16 protein-coding genes and 1 pseudogene are annotated in these 18,875 nt (G+C 62.3%); 11 read left to right on the top strand and 6 right to left on the bottom strand.

Annotation, left to right across the window (positions count from 1 at the left end):
- The first annotated feature begins 140 nt into the window (after positions 1-140).
- On the top strand, positions 141-1,055 hold the full coding sequence (locus JNC62_RS13470) for an ArdC family protein (protein WP_374839526.1): 915 nt from the start codon (positions 141-143) through the stop codon (positions 1,053-1,055).
- 31 nt (positions 1,056-1,086) lie between these two features.
- On the opposite strand, the gene JNC62_RS13465 is transcribed toward JNC62_RS13470, so the two are convergent.
- Together JNC62_RS13465 and JNC62_RS13460 are read right to left on the bottom strand one after the other, a co-directional pair.
- Positions 1,087-1,302, bottom strand: coding sequence for a hypothetical protein (locus tag JNC62_RS13465; protein ID WP_374839525.1), 216 nt, complete (start codon positions 1,300-1,302; stop codon positions 1,087-1,089).
- Positions 1,303-1,319: 17 nt separating this feature from the next.
- Positions 1,320-2,009, bottom strand: a complete 690-nt coding sequence (locus JNC62_RS13460; RefSeq protein ID WP_374839524.1) for a hypothetical protein — start codon at positions 2,007-2,009, stop codon at positions 1,320-1,322.
- 109 nt (positions 2,010-2,118) lie between these two features.
- Here JNC62_RS13460 and JNC62_RS13455 point away from each other — a divergent pair, with 109 nt between their 5' ends.
- Positions 2,119-2,964 carry a cupin domain-containing protein gene (locus JNC62_RS13455; protein WP_374839523.1) on the top strand — a complete coding sequence of 282 codons (846 nt, stop codon included), beginning with the start codon at positions 2,119-2,121 and terminating at the stop codon, positions 2,962-2,964.
- Entirely contained in the window at positions 2,961-3,350 is a 390-nt protein-coding gene (locus JNC62_RS13450) for an ankyrin repeat domain-containing protein (RefSeq protein ID WP_374839522.1), read from the top strand. Before JNC62_RS13455 ends, JNC62_RS13450 begins: the two co-directional genes overlap by 4 nt.
- Here JNC62_RS13450 and JNC62_RS13445 read toward each other — a convergent pair.
- Positions 3,347-4,876 carry a type IV secretory system conjugative DNA transfer family protein gene (locus tag JNC62_RS13445; RefSeq protein ID WP_374839521.1) on the bottom strand — a complete coding sequence of 510 codons (1,530 nt, stop codon included), beginning with the start codon at positions 4,874-4,876 and terminating at the stop codon, positions 3,347-3,349. The genes JNC62_RS13450 and JNC62_RS13445 overlap by 4 nt on opposite strands.
- 1,313 nt (positions 4,877-6,189) lie before the next feature.
- On the opposite strand from JNC62_RS13445, the gene JNC62_RS13440 reads away from it, so the two are divergent.
- Positions 6,190-6,855 (top strand): transposase, encoded by a 666-nt coding sequence (locus JNC62_RS13440; RefSeq protein ID WP_374839520.1) that lies wholly within the window; start codon positions 6,190-6,192, stop codon positions 6,853-6,855.
- A 41-nt stretch (positions 6,856-6,896) separates the two neighbouring features.
- Here JNC62_RS13440 and JNC62_RS13435 read toward each other — a convergent pair.
- A pseudogene (locus JNC62_RS13435) lies at positions 6,897-7,178 on the bottom strand (type IV secretory system conjugative DNA transfer family protein); the annotation flags it as partial.
- Positions 7,179-8,107: 929 nt separating this feature from the next.
- On the opposite strand from JNC62_RS13435, the gene JNC62_RS13430 reads away from it, so the two are divergent.
- Both JNC62_RS13430 and JNC62_RS13425 read left to right on the top strand, forming a co-directional pair.
- Positions 8,108-12,538, top strand: a complete 4,431-nt coding sequence (locus tag JNC62_RS13430) for a calcium-binding protein (protein WP_374839519.1) — start codon at positions 8,108-8,110, stop codon at positions 12,536-12,538.
- 273 nt (positions 12,539-12,811) lie between these two features.
- Positions 12,812-13,177 (top strand): phosphoglycerate kinase, encoded by a 366-nt coding sequence (locus JNC62_RS13425; RefSeq protein ID WP_374839518.1) that lies wholly within the window; start codon positions 12,812-12,814, stop codon positions 13,175-13,177.
- A 34-nt stretch (positions 13,178-13,211) separates the two neighbouring features.
- Here JNC62_RS13425 and JNC62_RS13420 read toward each other — a convergent pair whose 3' ends face one another.
- Complete coding sequence (locus tag JNC62_RS13420) at positions 13,212-13,709, bottom strand: hypothetical protein (protein ID WP_374839517.1); 498 nt, start codon at positions 13,707-13,709, stop codon at positions 13,212-13,214.
- Between the two features lie 497 nt (positions 13,710-14,206).
- On the opposite strand from JNC62_RS13420, the gene JNC62_RS13415 reads away from it, so the two are divergent.
- From JNC62_RS13415 to JNC62_RS13405, 3 genes are read left to right on the top strand one after another with little or no spacing between them, the layout of a single operon-like run.
- Positions 14,207-14,443, top strand: coding sequence for a hypothetical protein (locus JNC62_RS13415; protein ID WP_157290595.1), 237 nt, complete (start codon positions 14,207-14,209; stop codon positions 14,441-14,443).
- 34 nt (positions 14,444-14,477) lie between these two features.
- On the top strand, positions 14,478-14,687 hold the full coding sequence (locus tag JNC62_RS13410) for a hypothetical protein (protein ID WP_157290593.1): 210 nt from the start codon (positions 14,478-14,480) through the stop codon (positions 14,685-14,687).
- Positions 14,684-14,992 carry a hypothetical protein gene (locus JNC62_RS13405; protein ID WP_374839516.1) on the top strand — a complete coding sequence of 103 codons (309 nt, stop codon included), beginning with the start codon at positions 14,684-14,686 and terminating at the stop codon, positions 14,990-14,992. The genes JNC62_RS13410 and JNC62_RS13405 overlap by 4 nt, the downstream gene beginning before the upstream one ends.
- 72 nt (positions 14,993-15,064) lie before the next feature.
- On the opposite strand, the gene JNC62_RS13400 is transcribed toward JNC62_RS13405, so the two are convergent.
- Complete coding sequence (locus tag JNC62_RS13400; RefSeq protein ID WP_374839515.1) at positions 15,065-15,775, bottom strand: SprT-like domain-containing protein; 711 nt, start codon at positions 15,773-15,775, stop codon at positions 15,065-15,067.
- 736 nt (positions 15,776-16,511) lie between these two features.
- Here JNC62_RS13400 and JNC62_RS13395 point away from each other — a divergent pair.
- The gene (locus JNC62_RS13395) at positions 16,512-16,844 is read left to right on the top strand and encodes a hypothetical protein (RefSeq protein ID WP_374839514.1); all 333 of its coding nucleotides are present in this window, start codon (positions 16,512-16,514) and stop codon (positions 16,842-16,844) included.
- 7 nt (positions 16,845-16,851) lie between these two features.
- Positions 16,852-18,759 carry a relaxase/mobilization nuclease domain-containing protein gene (locus JNC62_RS13390; protein WP_374839513.1) on the top strand — a complete coding sequence of 636 codons (1,908 nt, stop codon included), beginning with the start codon at positions 16,852-16,854 and terminating at the stop codon, positions 18,757-18,759.
- The last annotated feature ends 116 nt before the right edge of the window (positions 18,760-18,875 follow it).

Below are 18,875 nucleotides of genomic sequence, written 5' to 3'. Positions count from 1 at the left end.
GGGCGCGCCGGCCGCTCAAACCCCGCCCGCACCACTCCCGGCGCTTGCGCCGGGACCGTGTTAGGGCCTGACCGTCCGTCTCGGTCGCCCGTCCTTCCTTGCCGCGTCTTGAGGAACCCCCGACGCAAAGGAGACAGGTCATGTCGGACAAAACGCAAACCCCGCGGCAGGACATCTACAGCCGCATCACCAACCAGATCATCGAAGCCCTTGAGCAGGGCGTGAAACCCTGGACCCAGCCCTGGAACGCCGCCCACGCCGCCGGGCATGTGTCGCGGCCCCTTCGGCACAACGGCCAGCCTTATGCCGGCATCAACGTCCTGACGCTGTGGGCGTCCGCGATGAGCGGCTCGTTCAGCGCGCCGATCTGGATGACCTTCCGCCAGGCGATCGAACTGGGCGGCCATGTCCGCAAGGGCGAGAAGGGATCGCCGGTGGTCTACGCCAACACCATCACCCGCGCCGAGACGGATGAGGCCACCGGCGACGATATCGAACGCACCGTGCCGTTCCTCAAGGCCTACACGGTCTTCAACGTCGAACAGATCGAGGGCCTGCCGGGCCACTTCTACGCGCCCGCCGAGAGCAGCCGTAACCCCGATGAGCGCATCGCCGACGCTGAAACCTACTTCGCGGCCACGCGCGCCGATATCAGGCATGGTGGCGACAGCGCCTATTACAGCCCGGCGCTGGACTACATCCAGATGCCGCCCTTCGAAGCCTTCCGCGACGCGCAGGCTTACTACGCCACACTCGCCCACGAGGCGACGCACTGGACGCGCCATGCCACGCGGCTTGATCGCGACTTCGGGCGCAAGCGCTTCGGCGATGACGGCTACGCCCGCGAAGAGCTGGTCGCCGAACTGGGTGCGGCGTTCCTGTGCGCCGACCTTGGGTTGGCGCTGGAGGATCGCGCCGACCATGCCGCCTATATCGGGCACTGGCTGGCGGTGCTGAAGGACGACAAGCGCGCCGTCTTCACCGCCGCCGCGCACGCGCAGCGCGCGATCGATTACCTGCATGGGCTCGCCCGCCCGCAGGAGGCCGCCGCGTGAGCGGCGGCCTTTCAATGTTGCGGCGCGCACCTCAGCCGCCGCCGCAGAGCGCGATCAGCACCATCGCGGTCACGATCCAGCCGAGCGCTGACGAACCGCCCGCTGCCGGGGCCGCGCTGCGGGCGCGGCTGCCGCGCTCGACCTCCCGCGCCGCCTTGGCGGCGAGCGCCGCCGGGTGGCTGGGGATGTAGTGCGGGTCAAGCTCGGTCAGCCATGCCTGCTGCATGGCATTCCTGTCATGGATCATGGTCTTTCTCCTTTCCCTCAGGCGTGCTCCGGGATGTCGCCCGGCTGTTCGCCCCATTCCTGCGCCGGGGTGAGGGCCACGCCCTTGCCCTTGCGCGCCTGCGCTTCGACCACCTCGTCACACGCCTTGAGGCGGGCGAGGATCGCGAGGGCTGTCTTGCGGCCATAGACGGCCATGAGGTCATGGCGCTGGCCGAGATATTCGAAGGTGACGATGTAGGACTCCTGGTAGTAGGGCGTCCGGAATTGCGGCCGGCCCCGCGCCTGGTCGACGCGCTGCTCATAGTCGTGCTCTGCCTGCTCGCGCCGCGCCTTGTCGTGCGGCACGAGGGCGAAGCGGTGGGCGTGGCGGCGGTCGAAACGCTCCCACGGCCCGAACCGGCGGCGCTGCACCGCGAAACTGTCGGTGGTGATGGTCATGAGCGCGCGGCGCTCGAACATCTCCCCGATCCAGCTGCGGATGATGCCCTGGCCGGCAAGCGCGCCGCCGGTCATTACGATGGTCCACCACGGATTGGCTTCGCGGATGCCGAAGACCACGCCCATCACGACGTGATAGGCGATGCACACACCGGCACAGCCATCGGCGATCCGGGCGCGCAGGGGCGTGAGCGCGCGCGCCTCGATGGTGAAGGCGAGATTGCCGTCGGCGTCCTCATACTGGCGCGTCCACGGCGCGCCGTCGAAGGGCGATGTATAGCGGGCCATGCCAGCGCTCCTTTCTTCGTAAGGACTTGTCTTTTGCTGTGTCTGCGCAAAAAATAAGCGCGATTGCGGCGGATATTCCTCGCGCAAACCGCGTCGGGCGGAGCCGGACATGGAGTATGGAGATGCCATCATCAGGCGGCTGCGGGACCGCCTGCTGCGCTACCGCAGTGAGACCCGCATGGGCGGGCGCAAGCGCCCGTGGCACCAGGTCGCGCTGGATATCGCCGATGCCGAGTCCGTGCCGCGATCCTTCTATGACCGGGAAGACGACTTCGCCGTGCTCGGCGAGGCGCTGCGCCGCTTCGCCGCCGGCACGCAGGTCCTGAGCCGCGAACGGCTGGACGCGACCACTTCATTCCTCAAAGAGAAGGGCTACCTCACCGACGCCGACCTTCAGCAGGCCGAGGCGCCGGTGCAGATCCTGCACGGCCTTGCCGCCTTCTTCGGCAATGGCAGCCTGCCCGACCCGCAGGCGCTGTGCGGCGATTACCTTGCCGCGCGGCACGCGCCGGGCGGGCGTAACGAATACCGGCTCCTGACCATCGCCCTTAACGGCAGCGGCGCGCTGGAGGCGGAGGAAGTCACCCATGTCACAACAGCCCGCACCCATACGCGCCACCCGGTGGAGCTGCGCCGCTTCTTCAAGGTGGCCAGCACCGCGATGACCCGCTGCGACGGCTGGGCCGTGGCGCTTGCCGGCGGGCAGGCGCTGATCCTCGTGCGCGACCGGCTGAGCGGCGCGGGTGCGCTGCGGACCCTGTTCCCGGCCGGCGACAGTGATGAGCGGGGCAGCGCCCGCGCGCTTCACATATTGGAGCACGGCCCCTTCGCCCCGCCGCGCGGCATGATCCGTATCGGCGGTGACGCCCAGGGGGAACCGGCACTGCCGGAGCTTGTCGCCGCCTGGGCGCAATGGAACAGCTGGCGGTTCGAGCGGCAGGAGCCGGTGCGATGAGCGATGACACCGAAGCCCGCCGCACCCCGCTGCCGCCCGCCTTCATCGAAGCGGTGCGCACCGGCAATGTCGAGGCCGTCAAGCGCATGATCGCCGACGGCTATCGCGACTTCGACCACCCGGAGCCGGATACGGGCCTGAGCGCCGTGCACTACGCCGCCGCCCGCAACGCCGTCGCGATCCTCAAGCTTATGATCGCGGCGGGGCCGTGCGACTTCACCCGCAAGGACCGGCAGGGCCGCACCCCCGCCACGCTCGCGGTGGAGGTGGCGGACAATCCCGTGCTGGGCCGCTATCTCTACGACCAACAATACCGCCAGAACCCGCACGCCCAGCCCGCAGGCGACGCGGCGTCCATAACGCGCAAGGATCGCCGCGCCCGCTAGGCCGGGTCATACTTCCCGGCGAACAGCGCATGCAGCGGGCTGGTGGCGTCGAAATACTCCACCCGCTGCAATATCATCGGGTGGTAGCCCGCCCAGATCACCAGCTGCCGCTTCAGCCGGTCGGCGCGCGCGAACAGGCGGCTGACTTCTTCCGGCGTCAGCAAATCGTGCAGCTCGATACTCTCCGAGCGTCCTGACAGGCCGGCGGCACTCTGGTCCGGGCCGACTTCGCCCTCGCGGGTGACGGCGACCATCGTCTTGCCGAGCCGGCGCGAGACATACTCCATCGTCATCAGGTCATTATTGCCGAAGAACTGGAGCACCCCGGCATTGCCGGCAAACGTCTCCCAGCGTTCCCCATACAGCGCCTTGCCCTGGCCCCAGTCCTGCAGGAACACCCACAGCTTCACATCAAACGACGCGATCTGTCCCGCCGCATCCTCCAGCTGGCGCATATGGCCCAGCACCGGGAACTCGTCGAGGCAGACCAGCACCGGGGCGGCGGGCTTCGCGCGCTCGCGCTCCATCGCGTCGAGCATCTGGTTGACGAACAGGCGTAGCCAGCGATTGCACAGCCCCATGCGGCTGGCGGGCAGGCAGAGATAGAGCGTCTGCCCTCTGGCCGCGCGCTTCAGGTCGGCCAGGTCGAAATCGTGCCCCGACAGCACCCGTCGCATCGCCTTGTAATCCAGGAACTTCGTGTGCCGCCGCGCGGTCGAGAGCACACTCGCCCGCTCCCGGTCGGGCTTCTCATAGAACTCCCGCGCCGCGCTCTCGATCGCATTGGCAAGGTCGTCGGTGTCGCTGCTGCGCGACAGGCGTTCGGCATTGGCGAACATCGCGTCTTCGAGGGCGAAGACCTCGTCATCGCCTTCGGCGGCGATCATCGCATCGCGCAGCAGGTCGCGCAGGGTCACCAGCGTCCGCCGCCCCTCAAACGACGCGTCGCTCGCGATATGCAGGATCAGCCCTTCGATGAAATTGCGCGCGCTCTCATCCCAGTGCGGGTCCTTGCCCGCCGACGGCACGACCAGCGCGTCGGCGATCATCCCCGCATCCTCGATCACCGTGTCGCTGTCGATGCGCAGCATCGCCAGCGGGTTATAGCGCTTGCGGTACGGCGCCACATGATCGCGGCAGGTGAGAAACGGGTCCAGCACATGCACATCCTGCCCCAGCGCCGCACGGCGGCGCGCGGTCAGGTTCGCCAGTTCGCCCTTGGGATCGAGCGCCAGCACGCTGCCGCGATAGAACATCAAATTCGCGACCAGCATCACCGACTTGCCCGCCCGCGACCCGGCGACGGTCAGCACATGGCGGTTGTCCTCAATGCCGATCAGGCACTCACCAAGCGCCCCGACCAGCACCCTCGCGCCGGGGCGGTTACAGTCGTATGCGACAGCAGGTGACCGCGCCAACTGCGCCGGGTCCTGCCACCGCGCCTGCGGTACGCTCTGCTGATTGAGAAACCGCGTGGCGATGCCGCGCGGGATGTCGCGCGAGAAATCTGAGCCCATGCCGCTCATTGCTGAAGCTCCTTCGAAGTAAAGGTAGCGTGATCCCCAACGGCCATTCCCCGTCGAAACCGCGCATTTGCTGTGCCCTGTCGGGCGGCGAGCCGTGACTACATATCGATGGCGTACCAGCGCCAGCCGGCCTTGTTGACGGTTGGGTGCGGACGGCGTTGTTGCGGGCTTAGGTCGATGACTGGCGTATGTTCATGAGAACCGACTCAGTAGATGTCTTCCCGACACCACTTGAATGCCATGTAGCTATCGGCGGGCCGGGTTGCACATCGTGGCCTCTACAACGTGCAAGGCAGGCGAGGAATCACTGCGTGTCGGCGTAGAAAATGAATTGTAACTCGGAGGACCTCTCGATTAACTCGGTTCCATATTACCCATATAAGTTATCATAATGCTTCATAAATTATTTTAGGTGTTGAGCTGCCACGAATACAATGCCAATATATTTATACTGCATTACGAATCGCGATTATTTAGAAAAATAATGCTATATAAATCACTTCACAGACGAATTCTAACCATACTGGCAACACTATTATTTGCAAGTGCTTCCGACTACGCGCGTGCAGAGAATTTGCACGCTCACTACAGACGAATAGATAACCCCGCCGTGGTGGATTCGTGTGGAGGTGATCATGTTGCTGCCCTCGCCAACGCTGGGACCGGCGAAGCCGGCAATCACTCACATACGAGTAGTAAGGCGTATCCCGCATTAGAACGAGAGGCAATCAGTACCAGTACCAAAATTGGGGATTCGTGGCTCTCAGATAATCGCCTTTTGGACCGTCTGTTATCATCGAATATGGGTCCGGTGGAGTGCCGGAACGCATGGAATATATTGTGGTTTTGGGCAAAGGCCGGAAATCCGGAAGCTCTTACTAAGTTATTCCTTGCACTATCGCCGCCGTTTGAAGCAGCACCAATTGTTCCGCCAGGTTTTAACGGCGATGATGTTTCGCGCATACGAAATACCATAGTTGTTGGTATTCATAGTTTTGTCGTTTCCGACGAGCGTGTAAAAGGAAATGTATTACTGCCATTCCTAGTAGAGCAATTGTCACCATTCTATAACGGGCCCGCCGTTATAGACTGTTTAAAAAACCGCAACGAGAATTGTGGTCAATTGGCCGTTAATCTGGGATTGATACCTACTTTTTCTGAATTTTCCGATTCAATTGACGCACTACAGAGCGCGGGTTTTAGTCCGCACTGCTCATCTAATCATAATCATAAAAGGAGGAATACGTGGGAGAAAGAGCGTTAACGCCAGGAGAAAAACCGGGACACAATACATTTTTTGAACTGAGGTAAGCATGCCGCGCACGGCCCGCATTGTGATCCCCGGCATCCCGCATCATGTGACGCAGCGGGGCAATCGCCGTCAGCCGGTGTTTTTTCGGGACGAGGATTACGAGCTTTACAAGGAGCTTCTGGCGGAGTGCTGCGGCAGGGCGGGGGTGAGTATCTGGTCGTATTGCCTGATGACCAATCATGTCCACCTGATCGCGGTGCCGAAGACGGAAGACGCGCTGGCGCGGGGGATCGGCGAGGCGCATCGGCGTTACACGTCGGAGATCAACCGGCGCAAGCGCTGGACCGGCTATCTCTGGCAGGGGCGCTTTGCTTCGTTCGCGATGGACGAAGCCTACACCTTGCAGGCGGCGCGCTACGTCGAGCGAAATCCCGTCGCCGAGAAGATGGTCCGGCGCGCCGAAGACTATGCCTGGAGCAGCACCCGCGCGCACATTGCCGGCCGCGACGACGGCCTGGTGCAGACCGCGCCCTTGCGGGCGTATGTCGATGACTGGCGTGCGTTCCTGAAAGCTGATCCGGCCGATGACTTCGCGGCGCATTTTGAACGCCACGCTTCCAGCGGCTGGCCTTTGGGGGAAAAGCAATTCCTCGCCCGCCTCGAACGTCGCACCGGCCACCCCATGCAACCCGCCCCGCGCGGCAGGCCGCGCAAAGACGCGGCGTAGAAATTCGTAATACACGGAATACAGTTCGCGGACGGCACGACCAGCGCGTCGGCGATCATCCCCGCATCCTCGATCACCGTGTCGCTGTCGATCCGCAGTATCGCCAGCGGGTTGTAGCGCTTGCGGTATGGCGCGACATGGTCACGACAGGTGAGAAACGGGTCCAGCACATGCACATCCTGCCCCAGCGCCGCACGGCGGCGCGCGGTCAGGTTCGCGAGTTCTCCCTTGGGATCAAGCGCCAGCACGCTGCCGCGATAGAACATCAAATTCGCGACCAGCATCACTGACTTGCCCGCCCGCGACCCGGCGACGGTCAGCATATGGCGGTTGTCCTCAATGCCGATCAGGCGCTCACCAATCGCCCCGACCAGCACCTTCGCGCTGGGACGGTTACAGTCGTATGCGACAGCAGGTGATCGCGCCAACTGCGCCGGGTCCTGCCACCGCGCCTGCGGCACGCACTGCTGGTTCAGGAACCGCGTGGCGATGCCGCGCGGAATATCGCGGGTGAAGTCGGTGGGGGAGTGGCGCATAGTGAAAACCTTTCGGGTCCACTTTTGAATCTAGCTGTGCAGCAGTCGCTGATTCCTCGCCAATGCCTCGCTATCGGCGGAGGCCAAAATTTCGGAAATTCGCTTTTTAGTTGCCTAGTCCATCTTATAAATGCAAGTATTTTTTCCGCAGTTAAAGATATTCGAACCTCGAAAATAACAAATGTCCACATACGAAATGCGATTTACGTTATCTTTTATCACTATAATTATGATTATCGTAACTTGTTCTATTTTTATTTGGGCATATGTAGAGTCCAAGGATGTTTTGCTATTTAAGAATCGCATTATTAGCAAAATTGAAATCGGCTATAAAAGAGTCTCGATATCTGAAATCAAGCCGGGTAAATGGGATATCGTATGTTACTTTCCTAAAAATTCGACGACAGGCAAGAAAACAGACCATTTCTTGACAATGTCACTGCCTGCTACATTAAAGATCAGGGACAGCGACGATATACCCAATCTACGATTGCCGCCATACGATTTGGCGTACGTATTCTTCAGTAATGGAGAAGTCTCGGATATACTTTCTCTGAAAAAGGGATACGTAGAAGTATTTTCTACGCGATATCTGTTCTACAGCACTTCAGAGAATGACACGCCATGCATAAGTCGGGAATCTGAGATTCTACATTTTTCGACGATATCTTCTAATAATGACAATGTTATATTGACCTTGAAAGGAGACTAATGAAATGGGGCTAATAAATCTTGTTGTCTGGGGTGGTGGTGTTATTGTCGCTGGTGGAGCGATTGTCACCATTCCCTTGTATGCAATCCAAGAAGGAAATAAGGCTGACGAAATTTTCGACCGCGAGTTCCCAGATGGCAAAAGGAAAAACGGTGAGAGTTTTCCGGGAGGTAGCGCTTTTGCTCGCGACTCATTCCGCCACGCTTGGATACATGGCCGTATGGAGCAAATTAGCGATGAAGCAACATCGCGAGTTGCTGGGGCTTTCTGGGAGCTATGGTCCGATAGCGCAAGTCAGTCGAAAATGGACTTCTATAATAACGAATTTGGCCGAGTTGGACATCGCGGCAGAACGCTTGAGGAATTTGAAGATTATCTTATAGATGCATTAGATAATAACCAGCTAGCGATGTCGCCGGAGGATTCAAAACTAAATCCATCGCCCGATTTATTTAATGAATTATCCGAAGTCGATCTTGGAAAATTGCAGGCAACCGGAGACAATCTTGGCAGCGGGGATCCGGTTGATTTAGGAGGAACTACGCCCCCGCTCCCCGAGCGCAAGCCAAATCCACCGCCACCTATCGATGAAGTTAAACAAAAGTTTGGAAACTCAGAACAGAACGGATCACCGCTAGTTCTTGATTTGAATGACTCCGGAACAATTAATCTTGTCACTCTCGCAAGTAGCACTGTAGCGTGGGATATTGATCAAGATGGGTTTCGTGAAGTAACAGGTTGGGTAGAGCCTGAAGATGGATTCCTTGCAATAGACGTAAACAAGAACGGCTTAATTGATGACAATAGCGAGCTATTTGGAACTATATACAGTGATGGTTTTACAATATTGTCTCAGTATGACTCCAACCTAGATGGCAATATAAGCCAAGAAGACGTAATTTGGTTTGAGCTAATTATTTGGCGCGACCAGAATCAAAATGGCCACTCGGAAGTGGTTGAAATGCACTCTCTCGATGAATTTGATATTGTCAGCATAAGCTTAAATGCTGTTGAATCATCTGCAACCAATCAAGGACACTCCATCTCCCATACGAGTACGTTCACCGTGGATGACGGCATCAGCGCTCCCGATGTCCGTATAGTTCATGATGTATGGTTTCAGTATGATAACGTCAACACGGTTTATGCGCAGGACTTTAACCCTGATGTCCGGGTTGCATTCTTACCGAAGCTTCGCGGATATGGCTTGCTGCCTGATTTGTTTGTTGCAATGTCTCTGGATAATGAGGGTACCGGTAACCTTCTCGATCTCGTCAAGGTCCTGAAATACACAGAGTTGGCCGATCTGTTCACGGCTAACGCATCGCTCATGGATGATGTCACAGACATCATGTACCGTTGGGCGGGCGTGGACGATGTTTCTGCCAACAGCCGCGGCCCCAATATCGACGCGCGCAAACTCGAATTCCTTGAGCAGATGATGGGTCGAGATTTCGTGCAGACGGGTTCAGTGGGGCAGAGCAATCCGTACGCCAACGCTGCCAAAGACTTGGAGGAAGCGTTTTGGATTGCGCAGCAACATTTCTATTCCCGTCTTTTAGTGCAGGGTGCCGGGAAAGAGCTGTTTGCGGGCGATTGGTACTATGACAGTTGGTCCGACATTGTTGTGGATGTGACCGGCCTGAACGCTGACACCATCGACGATCTCGAAACGCTCGCGACCGCGCTGTCCACCACAGGCGAACGCGAGACGTTTTGGGCCAATGTGGTGCGGGTTATCGAGTTCACGATCGGCGTGGATACGCTGTCCAGCGGTGATCAAGCATACCTTGATGCGGCGATCACGGCGAGCGATGCGACACTCGACCTTGCTGATATCGAGGCGTTGCTGGTGTACGATTCCCCGGACGGCAGCATCTATAACGGCACCAGTGGTGACGATAATCTAGCGACGGGTGCTGGCGACGACACGCTGAACGGCGGCGACGGCAACGACACGCTCGATGGCGGCGGGGGCGACGACACACTGAACGGCGGCAACGGCAACGATACGCTCGATGGCGGCGGGGGCCACGACACGCTGAACGGCGAGGCCGGCGACGACACGCTCGATGACGGCAGCGGCAGCAACTATATGAAAGGCGGCGCGGGCAACGACACCTACGTCTACGGGATCAATTACGGCTATGCCGCCATCCGGGAGCAGGGAACCGGGTCGGGGAACGATGCGGACCGCATTCTATTCAGCTCCGGCATCGATTCCGGCGATATCACCCTGACCCGTGTAAGTAACACCGGCCTTCAGATCGATATCGACACCGGAAGCTTTGTCGGCCAGATCATCATCGAGAACCAGTTTAACTTTGGGACAGGTGGGGGCTTTGTTGAAACCATTGAGTTCGACGATACGTCTACGTTGGACCTGACGAACATCGCCTGGACCATGTACGGCTCGGCCGGAAACGATGTGCTCAACGGCGTAACCTCCGGCAATGCGTTGACCACCGATACCATCTATGGCGGGGCCGGGAACGATACGATCAACGGCAAGGATGGTAACGATACGCTCTACGGCGAAGCAGGTAACGACACGCTCAAGGGCGAGTACGGTGACGACGCGCTGTATGGTGGGGACGGTAACGACCTGCTGGAGGGCGGCGACGGCGAGGACACCCTGTCCGGCGGCGCCGGTAATGATACGCTGCGCGGCGGAGTCGATGATGACACCTACATCTACACCGGCGGCAACGACACTATCGACGACCAGGGCGGGACGGAGGAGCTTCAACTCGACGCCGCGTGGAACGGGATCACGCCGCACTATCTGCGTTCCGGCAACGACCTGACGCTCTGGTTCGATGAAGACAACACGATCAAGATCGTGAACCACTACGGCGGCAAAGCCGTGGAGTCGATGGTATACGCCAACCTCACGACCGTGGACCTGACCACCGTTTCGACCGTGACGATGGGCGACAGCGGCAACAACACGATCGGCGGCACGGCCAATGACGACGTGATCTTCGGCGAAGGCGGCAACGACACCCTGAACGGGGCGAGCGGCAGCAATGGCAACGACACGCTCTATGGCGGGACCGGCGATGATACGCTGGGTGGCGGCTACGGCAATGACTGGCTGGATGGCGGGTCGGGGGACGACACGCTGCGCGGCCATGCGGACGACGACACCTACGTCTACACCACCGGCCATGACTATTTCGACGAGAGCGGCGGTGATGATCTCATCATCTTCCACCAGGACTGGAGCCTCAGCGAGCTGACCTTCCGGCGCTACATCAATGGTGCGGGCGACCTGTACGACCTGTTCATCGAGATCGACGCAAACAACTCGATCCAGATCAACAACCAGTTCCACAGCGCCGGCAAGGTGTTCGAGACGATCCGGCTCGCCGGTATCGCGGATATCGACGTGACGGCGATGACGATCGAAACCCACGGCTCGTCTTCCGGCGAAACCATAAGCGGCATTTCAACGGGCGCATCGGTCGATGACATCATCTACGGCTGGGGCGGCAATGACACGCTGCGCAGTTATGCCGGTAATGACACGATCTATGGCGGTGACGGCAACGACACGCTGGAGGGCGGCGACGGCGACGACCTGCTCTACGGCGAGGCGGGTAACGACCTGATGCGCGGCTTCGCCGGCAACGATACCTTCGTCTATGAGGAAGGGCTCGATACGGTCGAAGACCTGCACGCCGGAACGGACACGCTCTGGATTACGGGCGGGCGGACGGTCAACGACCTCGCCTTCTCCAATTCCGGCACGTACCACACCAAGATTACTCTCACGGCAACGGTGGACGAGATCATCGTCAACAACCTGCGCCACGGCACTTCCACCTACCATGTCGAGCTTGTGCGCTTCGATGACGGGTTCCAGACCTCGCTGGTCGGCTATAATGGCTGGCTCAACGGCACGTCCGGGAACGACATGGTCGCGGGGAATGCCAACGACAACACACTGATCGGGTTTGCCGGGAATGACAGCATGACCGGCGGGGCCGGGCATGATGCCATGCATGGCGGCGCGGGCAATGACACGGTCGAGGGCGAGGACGGCGACGACCTGCTGTACGGCGGCGACGGCGACGATACGCTCTATGGCGGTGCGGGCCTCGATACGATGCATGGCGGCGCGGGTGCCGACATTTTCGTGTTCGAGCTGGCGAGCGCCTTCAGCAATGTCGACGTGATTCGCGATTTCAGCGTCGGGGACGACGATGTCATCGACCTGACCGACATTCTCGACACGGTCTACGACCCGCTGACCGATGCGATTGCCGATTTCGTGCAATTCACGGAGAGCAGCGGCAACACCTTCGTCGAGGTCGACCGCGACGGCACGGGCTCGACCTACAGCTTTGCGCAGATTGCGAAGCTGGAAGGGGTCACGAACCTCGCCTCGCCGGAGCTGCTGGAGACCAACGGCAACCTGCTCGCGGCCTGATCGCCGTTCCGCCTGTACCTCTTGCGCGCCCCGCGGCCTTGCTGCGGGGCGTTCGCATTGCGTGCAGCGCGTCTGCGCGCCCATGACCCTTTCGGTGGCCGTCCCTTGGTATTCGCCGCGTCCCTGCCGGGCGGCGCCTTGGCGTCAATGGCCGGCCCGCGCCGGCCGGCCGCCTGATGGCGGCGGCCCGTGTTGGCCATGACGACGGCGGCTGATGCCGCCCGGCCTTTCGTGCCGCGTCCTGCGGGACGCCCACAACGAAAGGAGAAAATCATGGGACTCGATATGTACGCCTGCACCCTGCGCGAAGTGCCCGCCACGCCGGTGGACTTCAAGGCCGAGGAGGTGTCGGAACTGCACTACTGGCGCAAGCATCCGAACCTGCACGGCTGGATGGAGCGGCTCTACCGCGAGAAGGGCGGTACGGACCCCGACTTCAACTGCGTCAATCTGCAATTGACCGCAGAGGACCTCGACCGGCTCGAAGCCGCGATCCGCGACCGGGCCCTGCCGCCGACCTCCGGCTTCTTCTTCGGCGCATCCGACGGCAGCGAGAGCGCAGACGATCTCGCCTTCGTCGCCAAGGCCCGTGAGGCTCTGGCCGCCGGGCTGAGCGTCTTCTACTCCTCCTGGTGGTGAACACCACCGGCCGGGACGGCCTGGCCGTCCCGGCTCAATCTTCATCGGGCAGGTCGTCCTCCCCGATGTTCATTTCCACGCGGAAGCTTTTGATCGCGGCGCTGCCGTAGCGCAGGCGCTCGCCCTGCATGACCATAAAGCGCAGCTTCTCCGCGGTCGCGAGCGTCAGCAGCAGCGGCAGCGCGTCGGCCGGCATCGACAGGATGCCGTCCATCCTTCCCTTGCGCAGGTTGATATGGCCGATCGAGACCGGCCGGTTCTGTTCCCGCACCCCTTCATCGAGCCGCTTGTCGGGCAGGATATGCAGCTCGACGTCTTCGCATTTGAGCTTCGCGGGGCGCAGCAGCCTGCCGGGCAGATTCAGATGACGGTAGTCGTCATACGGCCCGTTGCGCTCCGGCATATTGCTGACCCCGAACCAGAAGCCCCAGTCCCAGTCCTCGACCGCGACGACGTAATAGACGGGGTCATTCTTCAGCCGCCGTTGCGCCCGCTTGCGGCGGGGCGGTGATTTTACCTTCGGCTTGTCCATACGGAAGCTTACAGCCTGATCTCCCCTTTGGTCAGCCGGGGGGCGCGGATCGGCTTGCTCCTGTGATGTTATCGCGGGGGCCTGCGGAACGGCGGGACGCCTTGTGGAACATTTTTGACCGGGAGCCGCCTTCACTTTCGTGATCGAGAGGGCGGCGAGCGGGTCCGGGAATGCGCCTTTGCCGATGATCGTGCCCGCAAGAGCTTGGGCATGGGCTGTGGGGCGGTCATGTCCTGCCGCTGCGGCGGCGTGCCGTGAGACGCTCTTCGTCCTTCCGCCGGGGATTTCCCTCGACTGAACACGCCGGAACCTGATCGGGCGCGCGGCCGGTTCAAGGCCCTGCGGCCCCTTCGGGGTGGCGCCCGGGTGTCCCCGCCTTTCGCTGCGCTGCAAGGCGGGTGATCCCCCTCCCGTGCGCCAGCCGTGAACCCGCCGCTTCTCCGCCCGCTCCAAGGTGAGGCGTGTCGAGGAAAACCCAAGCGAAAGGAGCTTACATCATGGCACGCTACAATAACCGCAACAGCAAACCCGCCCGCGAACCCAAGGCCCCGGCCTTCATCGCCTGGCACGTCGACGAAAAAGGCGAAAAGTCCTTCTGGACCCGCATCGGCGCCGCCTGGGATCACAAGGACGGTGAAGGCTACACCCTCCAGCTCGACCTGGTCCCCGTCAATGGCGGCCGCGTCATCCTCCGGGCCCCGGGCGAACAGACCGAACAGGAGGCGGGCGCGTAAGCGCCCCCTCACTGTCCCGGAAAAGGAGGAGATCATGAGCTGTACCGTACAGATCACCGCCGCGCGGGCCGCACTCGCCCGCGCCGCCTGGGCCCGCGGGGTCGCGCCCTATTACGATGCCGATGCCATCACCGACCTGCTGGTCGATATCAGGCACTGGTGCGCGCAGGCCGGCATCGATTTCGCCGCAAGCGAGCAGCTGGCGGCGCGCATTTACCTCAACGAAGCCGGGGGCGCGTCATGACGCGCCTCCGCGAAACCCACACCATCGTCTGGCGCGGGATCACCATTGAAGTCCGCTATGAAGAACGCTGGCTCGGTTCCGACGGCCCGTTCAGCACCGCCCATCTGGAGCTGGAGAGCGTCGCGCCGGCAAGAGCACCCTTGCCGGTCACCGAAACCGGCTACCGCTCGCACTTCACCCCGGCTGCGGTGATTGGCGCAGCCGGCGGCGCGGTGGCGTTCGCCATCGCGTGGCTGGAGCGCGAAGCGGGGGCGCAGGCCTGGAAGGCGCAGGAGGAGGCCGCCCGGCAGATGACATTGTTCTAGCCGCGCGCTGCGGCCATGCGAAAACGGCGCGCCCCGTGCGGGGCGCGCCGTCCTGTTCTGGGTCCTGTTGCTTTATGCGCCGGGGGTCATGGCGACCATATGGTCGCCGCAGACGAGCTTCGCGTCATACTTCGCCCAGGCCTTGAGGTCGCAGTCCGGGCAGCAATAGCGCACGCGCTTGCCGCTCTTGTCGGCGGGCTGGGCTGCGCCTTCGCCCGGCTGTTGCGGGGGCAGTTTCACTTCCTTCCAGGTGAGGGTGAAGTCCCTGGCCGCGAGCTTCTTCGCGGCCGCCTCGAAAGCACCGCCGGGGACGATCATATGGCCGACGCGCTCGCCGGTTTCGTTACCGTCCTCCGCGCCGTTATCGGTCGGGTGAAGGCCGATCGCCTTCATCTTCTCCGCCCATTCGCGGTTATGGTAGCGGCCTCGTCCCGGCGTGCCGTGATGGTGCTGCCACAGATGCACCATCTCATGGACGAGGGTGGCGAGGATGTCGGGTAAGTCCCGGTCGGCGAAGCCCTGCGGGTTGAGGGCGATTTCATCGGCGGGCTGGCCCGCATCGTTGCTGAACTTGCGTCCCGCGAAATACCCGAACGTGCCCTTGCGGCGCTGCAAGGTGATGAGCGCGTTCGGCAGCGTGCCGTCGAACAGCGCCTTGTTGAAATGCTCGTAAGCCTGCTGGAGCCGGTCGTAGGTCTCCCGCGTCGGCTTGAGGGTGAGCTCAGGGGCGGCCTGCTGCTGCCCGGTTCCGGGCAGCGCATCGGCCTGCGCATGGATGTTCATGAGGGGCCATCCTTTCCGGCGGCCGTCCCCGGTCCGGGATGTACATCACAATCAGCACCAGGCCCGGGATCGAGACCGCAGATGAGAGATGGCTTCAATATCGGCTGGTTTACGGCCTATCTTCCGCGCGCAAACCTCGTGCAGTCGTGATCGCGGTCATGTAATGTGCATGACGATCGCTTGTGAGCGGCGTGCAGATTTCCACAGCGAGCGGCTCCTCTGGTATAATGAGAGTAACAGGGGAAGTCCGGATAGGTTTTTGTACAAGGTGTGCGTGGTACTACCACGCGCACCTTGCCGGGGGGATTTCACATCCCCCGCGGACCCCCCGGTGGCATCCGTAAGGCTTGCGTCTCCGCTTGCGGCGGAGTCGGTCCAACGGATGCGGTCAGCCGGACGCGGATGCTGGCGGGTATCGAACCCGCCCCGGCTGAGGCAACGTTTCGCCGTTGCGTCACGACCGGGAGATTGCTGCTCTCCCTGGACCCATCAGGCAGGGGCTTCCGCGCCCCTTGCAACCACGGCCAGGGCTGTCGCGCCCTGGACCACGACCGGTGTTTCGGCATCGGCTTCGACCAAAGGGCGGATTTCGGCTCTCCCTTTGGAAACCCATCGACGCAGGGGATGACGCTCCCCTGGACCCGCGTTTTGGTGCGGGCGGGCGGCTGTGGGTGGCGGCGGCGGCGCGCGGAATGCGCGCGGCCCGTGATGCGGCGGCGCATTTATGTATGTGCGCATGACGGAGAAGAAACGCGATGCCCCGATTTCGTATCGCCCCCCGGAAGCCCTCCGCGAGGAATTCCGGGCGCGGGTCGAGAAATCCGGCCTCTCCGTCAGTGCCTTCATCACGCAATCCGTTTTCGCCGATGATGCCCCCCGGCAGGCCCGGCGCGCCCCTATCGAACAGCAGCAGGTCGCGCGTCTTCTGGCGCAGACCGCTGCCCTGCATGATCGCCTGAAAGCGCTCGGCGATGCGGATCGGGTCGATCCCGCGCTGTTCGATGCGGCGGTCCGGGACCTGCATGACATCCGCGCCGCGTTGCTCTCCGCCCTGGGGCGCAAGCCATGATCGCGTCATGATCCCCAAGGCGAGCCAGCGTGCCGGCGGGCAGGACCTCGCCACCCATCTGCTCAACGCGTTCGACAATGAGTATGTCGAGGTGGCGGAGGTCCGCGGCGCGGTGGCTTCCGACCTGCATGGCGCGTTCGCCGAGTGGGAGGCGATCGCCCATAACCTGACCAGATGCCGGAATTACCTCTACAGCCTGTCGGTCAATCCCGATCTCGGCCAGGGGCAGCTCAGCCGGGCGCAATATCTCGACTACGCCGACCGCGTCGAGAAGGCGCTCGGGCTTGCGGGCCAGCCGCGCGCGCTCGTCTTTCATATCAAGGACGGGCGCGAGCATTGTCATATCGTCTGGTCGCGCATCGATGCGCGGGCGGGCAAGGCGATCCACCAGCCCTTCGACCATGACAAGCTGATGATGGTGACGCGGGTATTCGCCCGCGATCACGGGCTGGCGCTGCCGGAGGGTTATGCGCGCGGTGGTGATGATCGGAAGAAAAAATCCCTCTACGAGATGCTGCAGCAGAAATCCTCCGGCATCACCAAGGAGGAGCGCATGGCGGCGGTCACCGCCGCCTGGAATCGCAGCGACAGCCCGCGCGCTTTCGTCCGCGCGCTCGAAGAGCTGGGCTATATCCTCGCCACCGGCAGCCGGCCCTATGTGCTGGTCGATCTCTACGGCAACATGAACGCGCTGCCGAAGCTGATCGACGACCGGTCGGTCCGCACCAAAGATATCCGCGCCTTTCTGGAAGCCGAATTCCCGCCCGAGTCCCTGCCAAGCGTCGATGAGGCAAAAGCGCTGGTCGCGCAGCATCGACAGGCGCGCGAGGACTTCGCCAGAAGCCAGCGCGACGGCAAGGCGCTCGACAGGCTCAAGGCCGCCCAGGCCGCACGGCGGCAGAAGGTCGAGGCGGCGCAAGCGTCCTTGCGGGCACGCCATCGCGATGAGCGGGCGGCGCTGGCGCGGGAGCAGCTTTCCGCGCGGCAGGCGCTGAAGGCGCGCTATCTCGCTGAGGTGCGGCGGGTGAAGGCGGCGCGCGCGGCCGCCAGGCCGACCGGGCTTGCGGCCTTCCTCGGGCGGGTGACGGGCGTGAGTTTCGTTATCGCGAAGATCCACAAGCATCGCGACGCGCAGCGTCATGCGGCGTATCAGGTGGAGAAGGCGGCGCTTGCGGAGCGGCAGGCCGATGACAAACGCGCACTCGCACACCGCCAAGCGTTGCAGGCCGTCGATATCGCGCGCGAAGTGCGGGCGCTGGCGCAGATCGAGGCGCGCGAGCTGAAAAGCTATGAAGTCGCGCAGCGCCGTGAAGAGCGCGTGCGCCAGCGCGCAGGCCACGACCACATGCCGGCGCTCACTCTGGCGCTGAAGCCCAAAGGCCGGTCCGCCGTGCCGCACAAGGCGAAGGACCGGTATCGCAAGCGCGATCATCAGCGTGATGATGATCGGCATGATCGTCATCCTGATCGCGGGGTGCAGGATCAGGAGATCGTCATCACCGTCGATCGGCAGGAGAAGGAAAAGGGCAGCGCGTTGCGTGAAGCCTTTGCCGGGTCGGTGCGGCCGGCGGTGAAAGAGGATCAGCGCGGCGGGCGTGAGGAGGGCGAGCGCGGTGATGGCGGCGGCGGTGGCGGCGGTGATGAAGGTCGGCGCCGTCGTCGGCGGCGGCGGGCGCGGGAGGTGGCGGCGGAGGTGCCGGTGCCGCGCGGTCCCGATCCGGCCGCGCCCGCCACCGGCCTGCCGGAGGTGCACTGGACCGAGTTGCCGCTCGCCGACAAGTTCCGGGACGCGGCGCGGGATAGTGATGGCGGCGGCGATGATGGCGGGTCCGGCGGGCGGCGGATCAGGCGCTCACGCTCTGCCCGTGGGCCCGAGCGCGGTGAGGACGGGAAGGATTTTGAGCGGGAGCGGTAGGCCTTTGCTGTGATGCGGGGCTAATCCGTGCACTGTGGGTACACCGATCCGGGGATTGCTAAAGAGCAGCCGGAGGGGCGTGGCCGGAATCGCGAGGAAAACTCCGCGCCTGGCGC

The sequence above is a fragment of the Mycoplana ramosa genome (assembly GCF_041930185.1).
Classification (GTDB): Bacteria; Pseudomonadota; Alphaproteobacteria; order Rhizobiales; family Rhizobiaceae; genus Mycoplana; species Mycoplana ramosa.
Note: the sequence above shows the minus strand (reverse complement) of the source record. Positions and strands in the feature narration are given on the sequence as shown.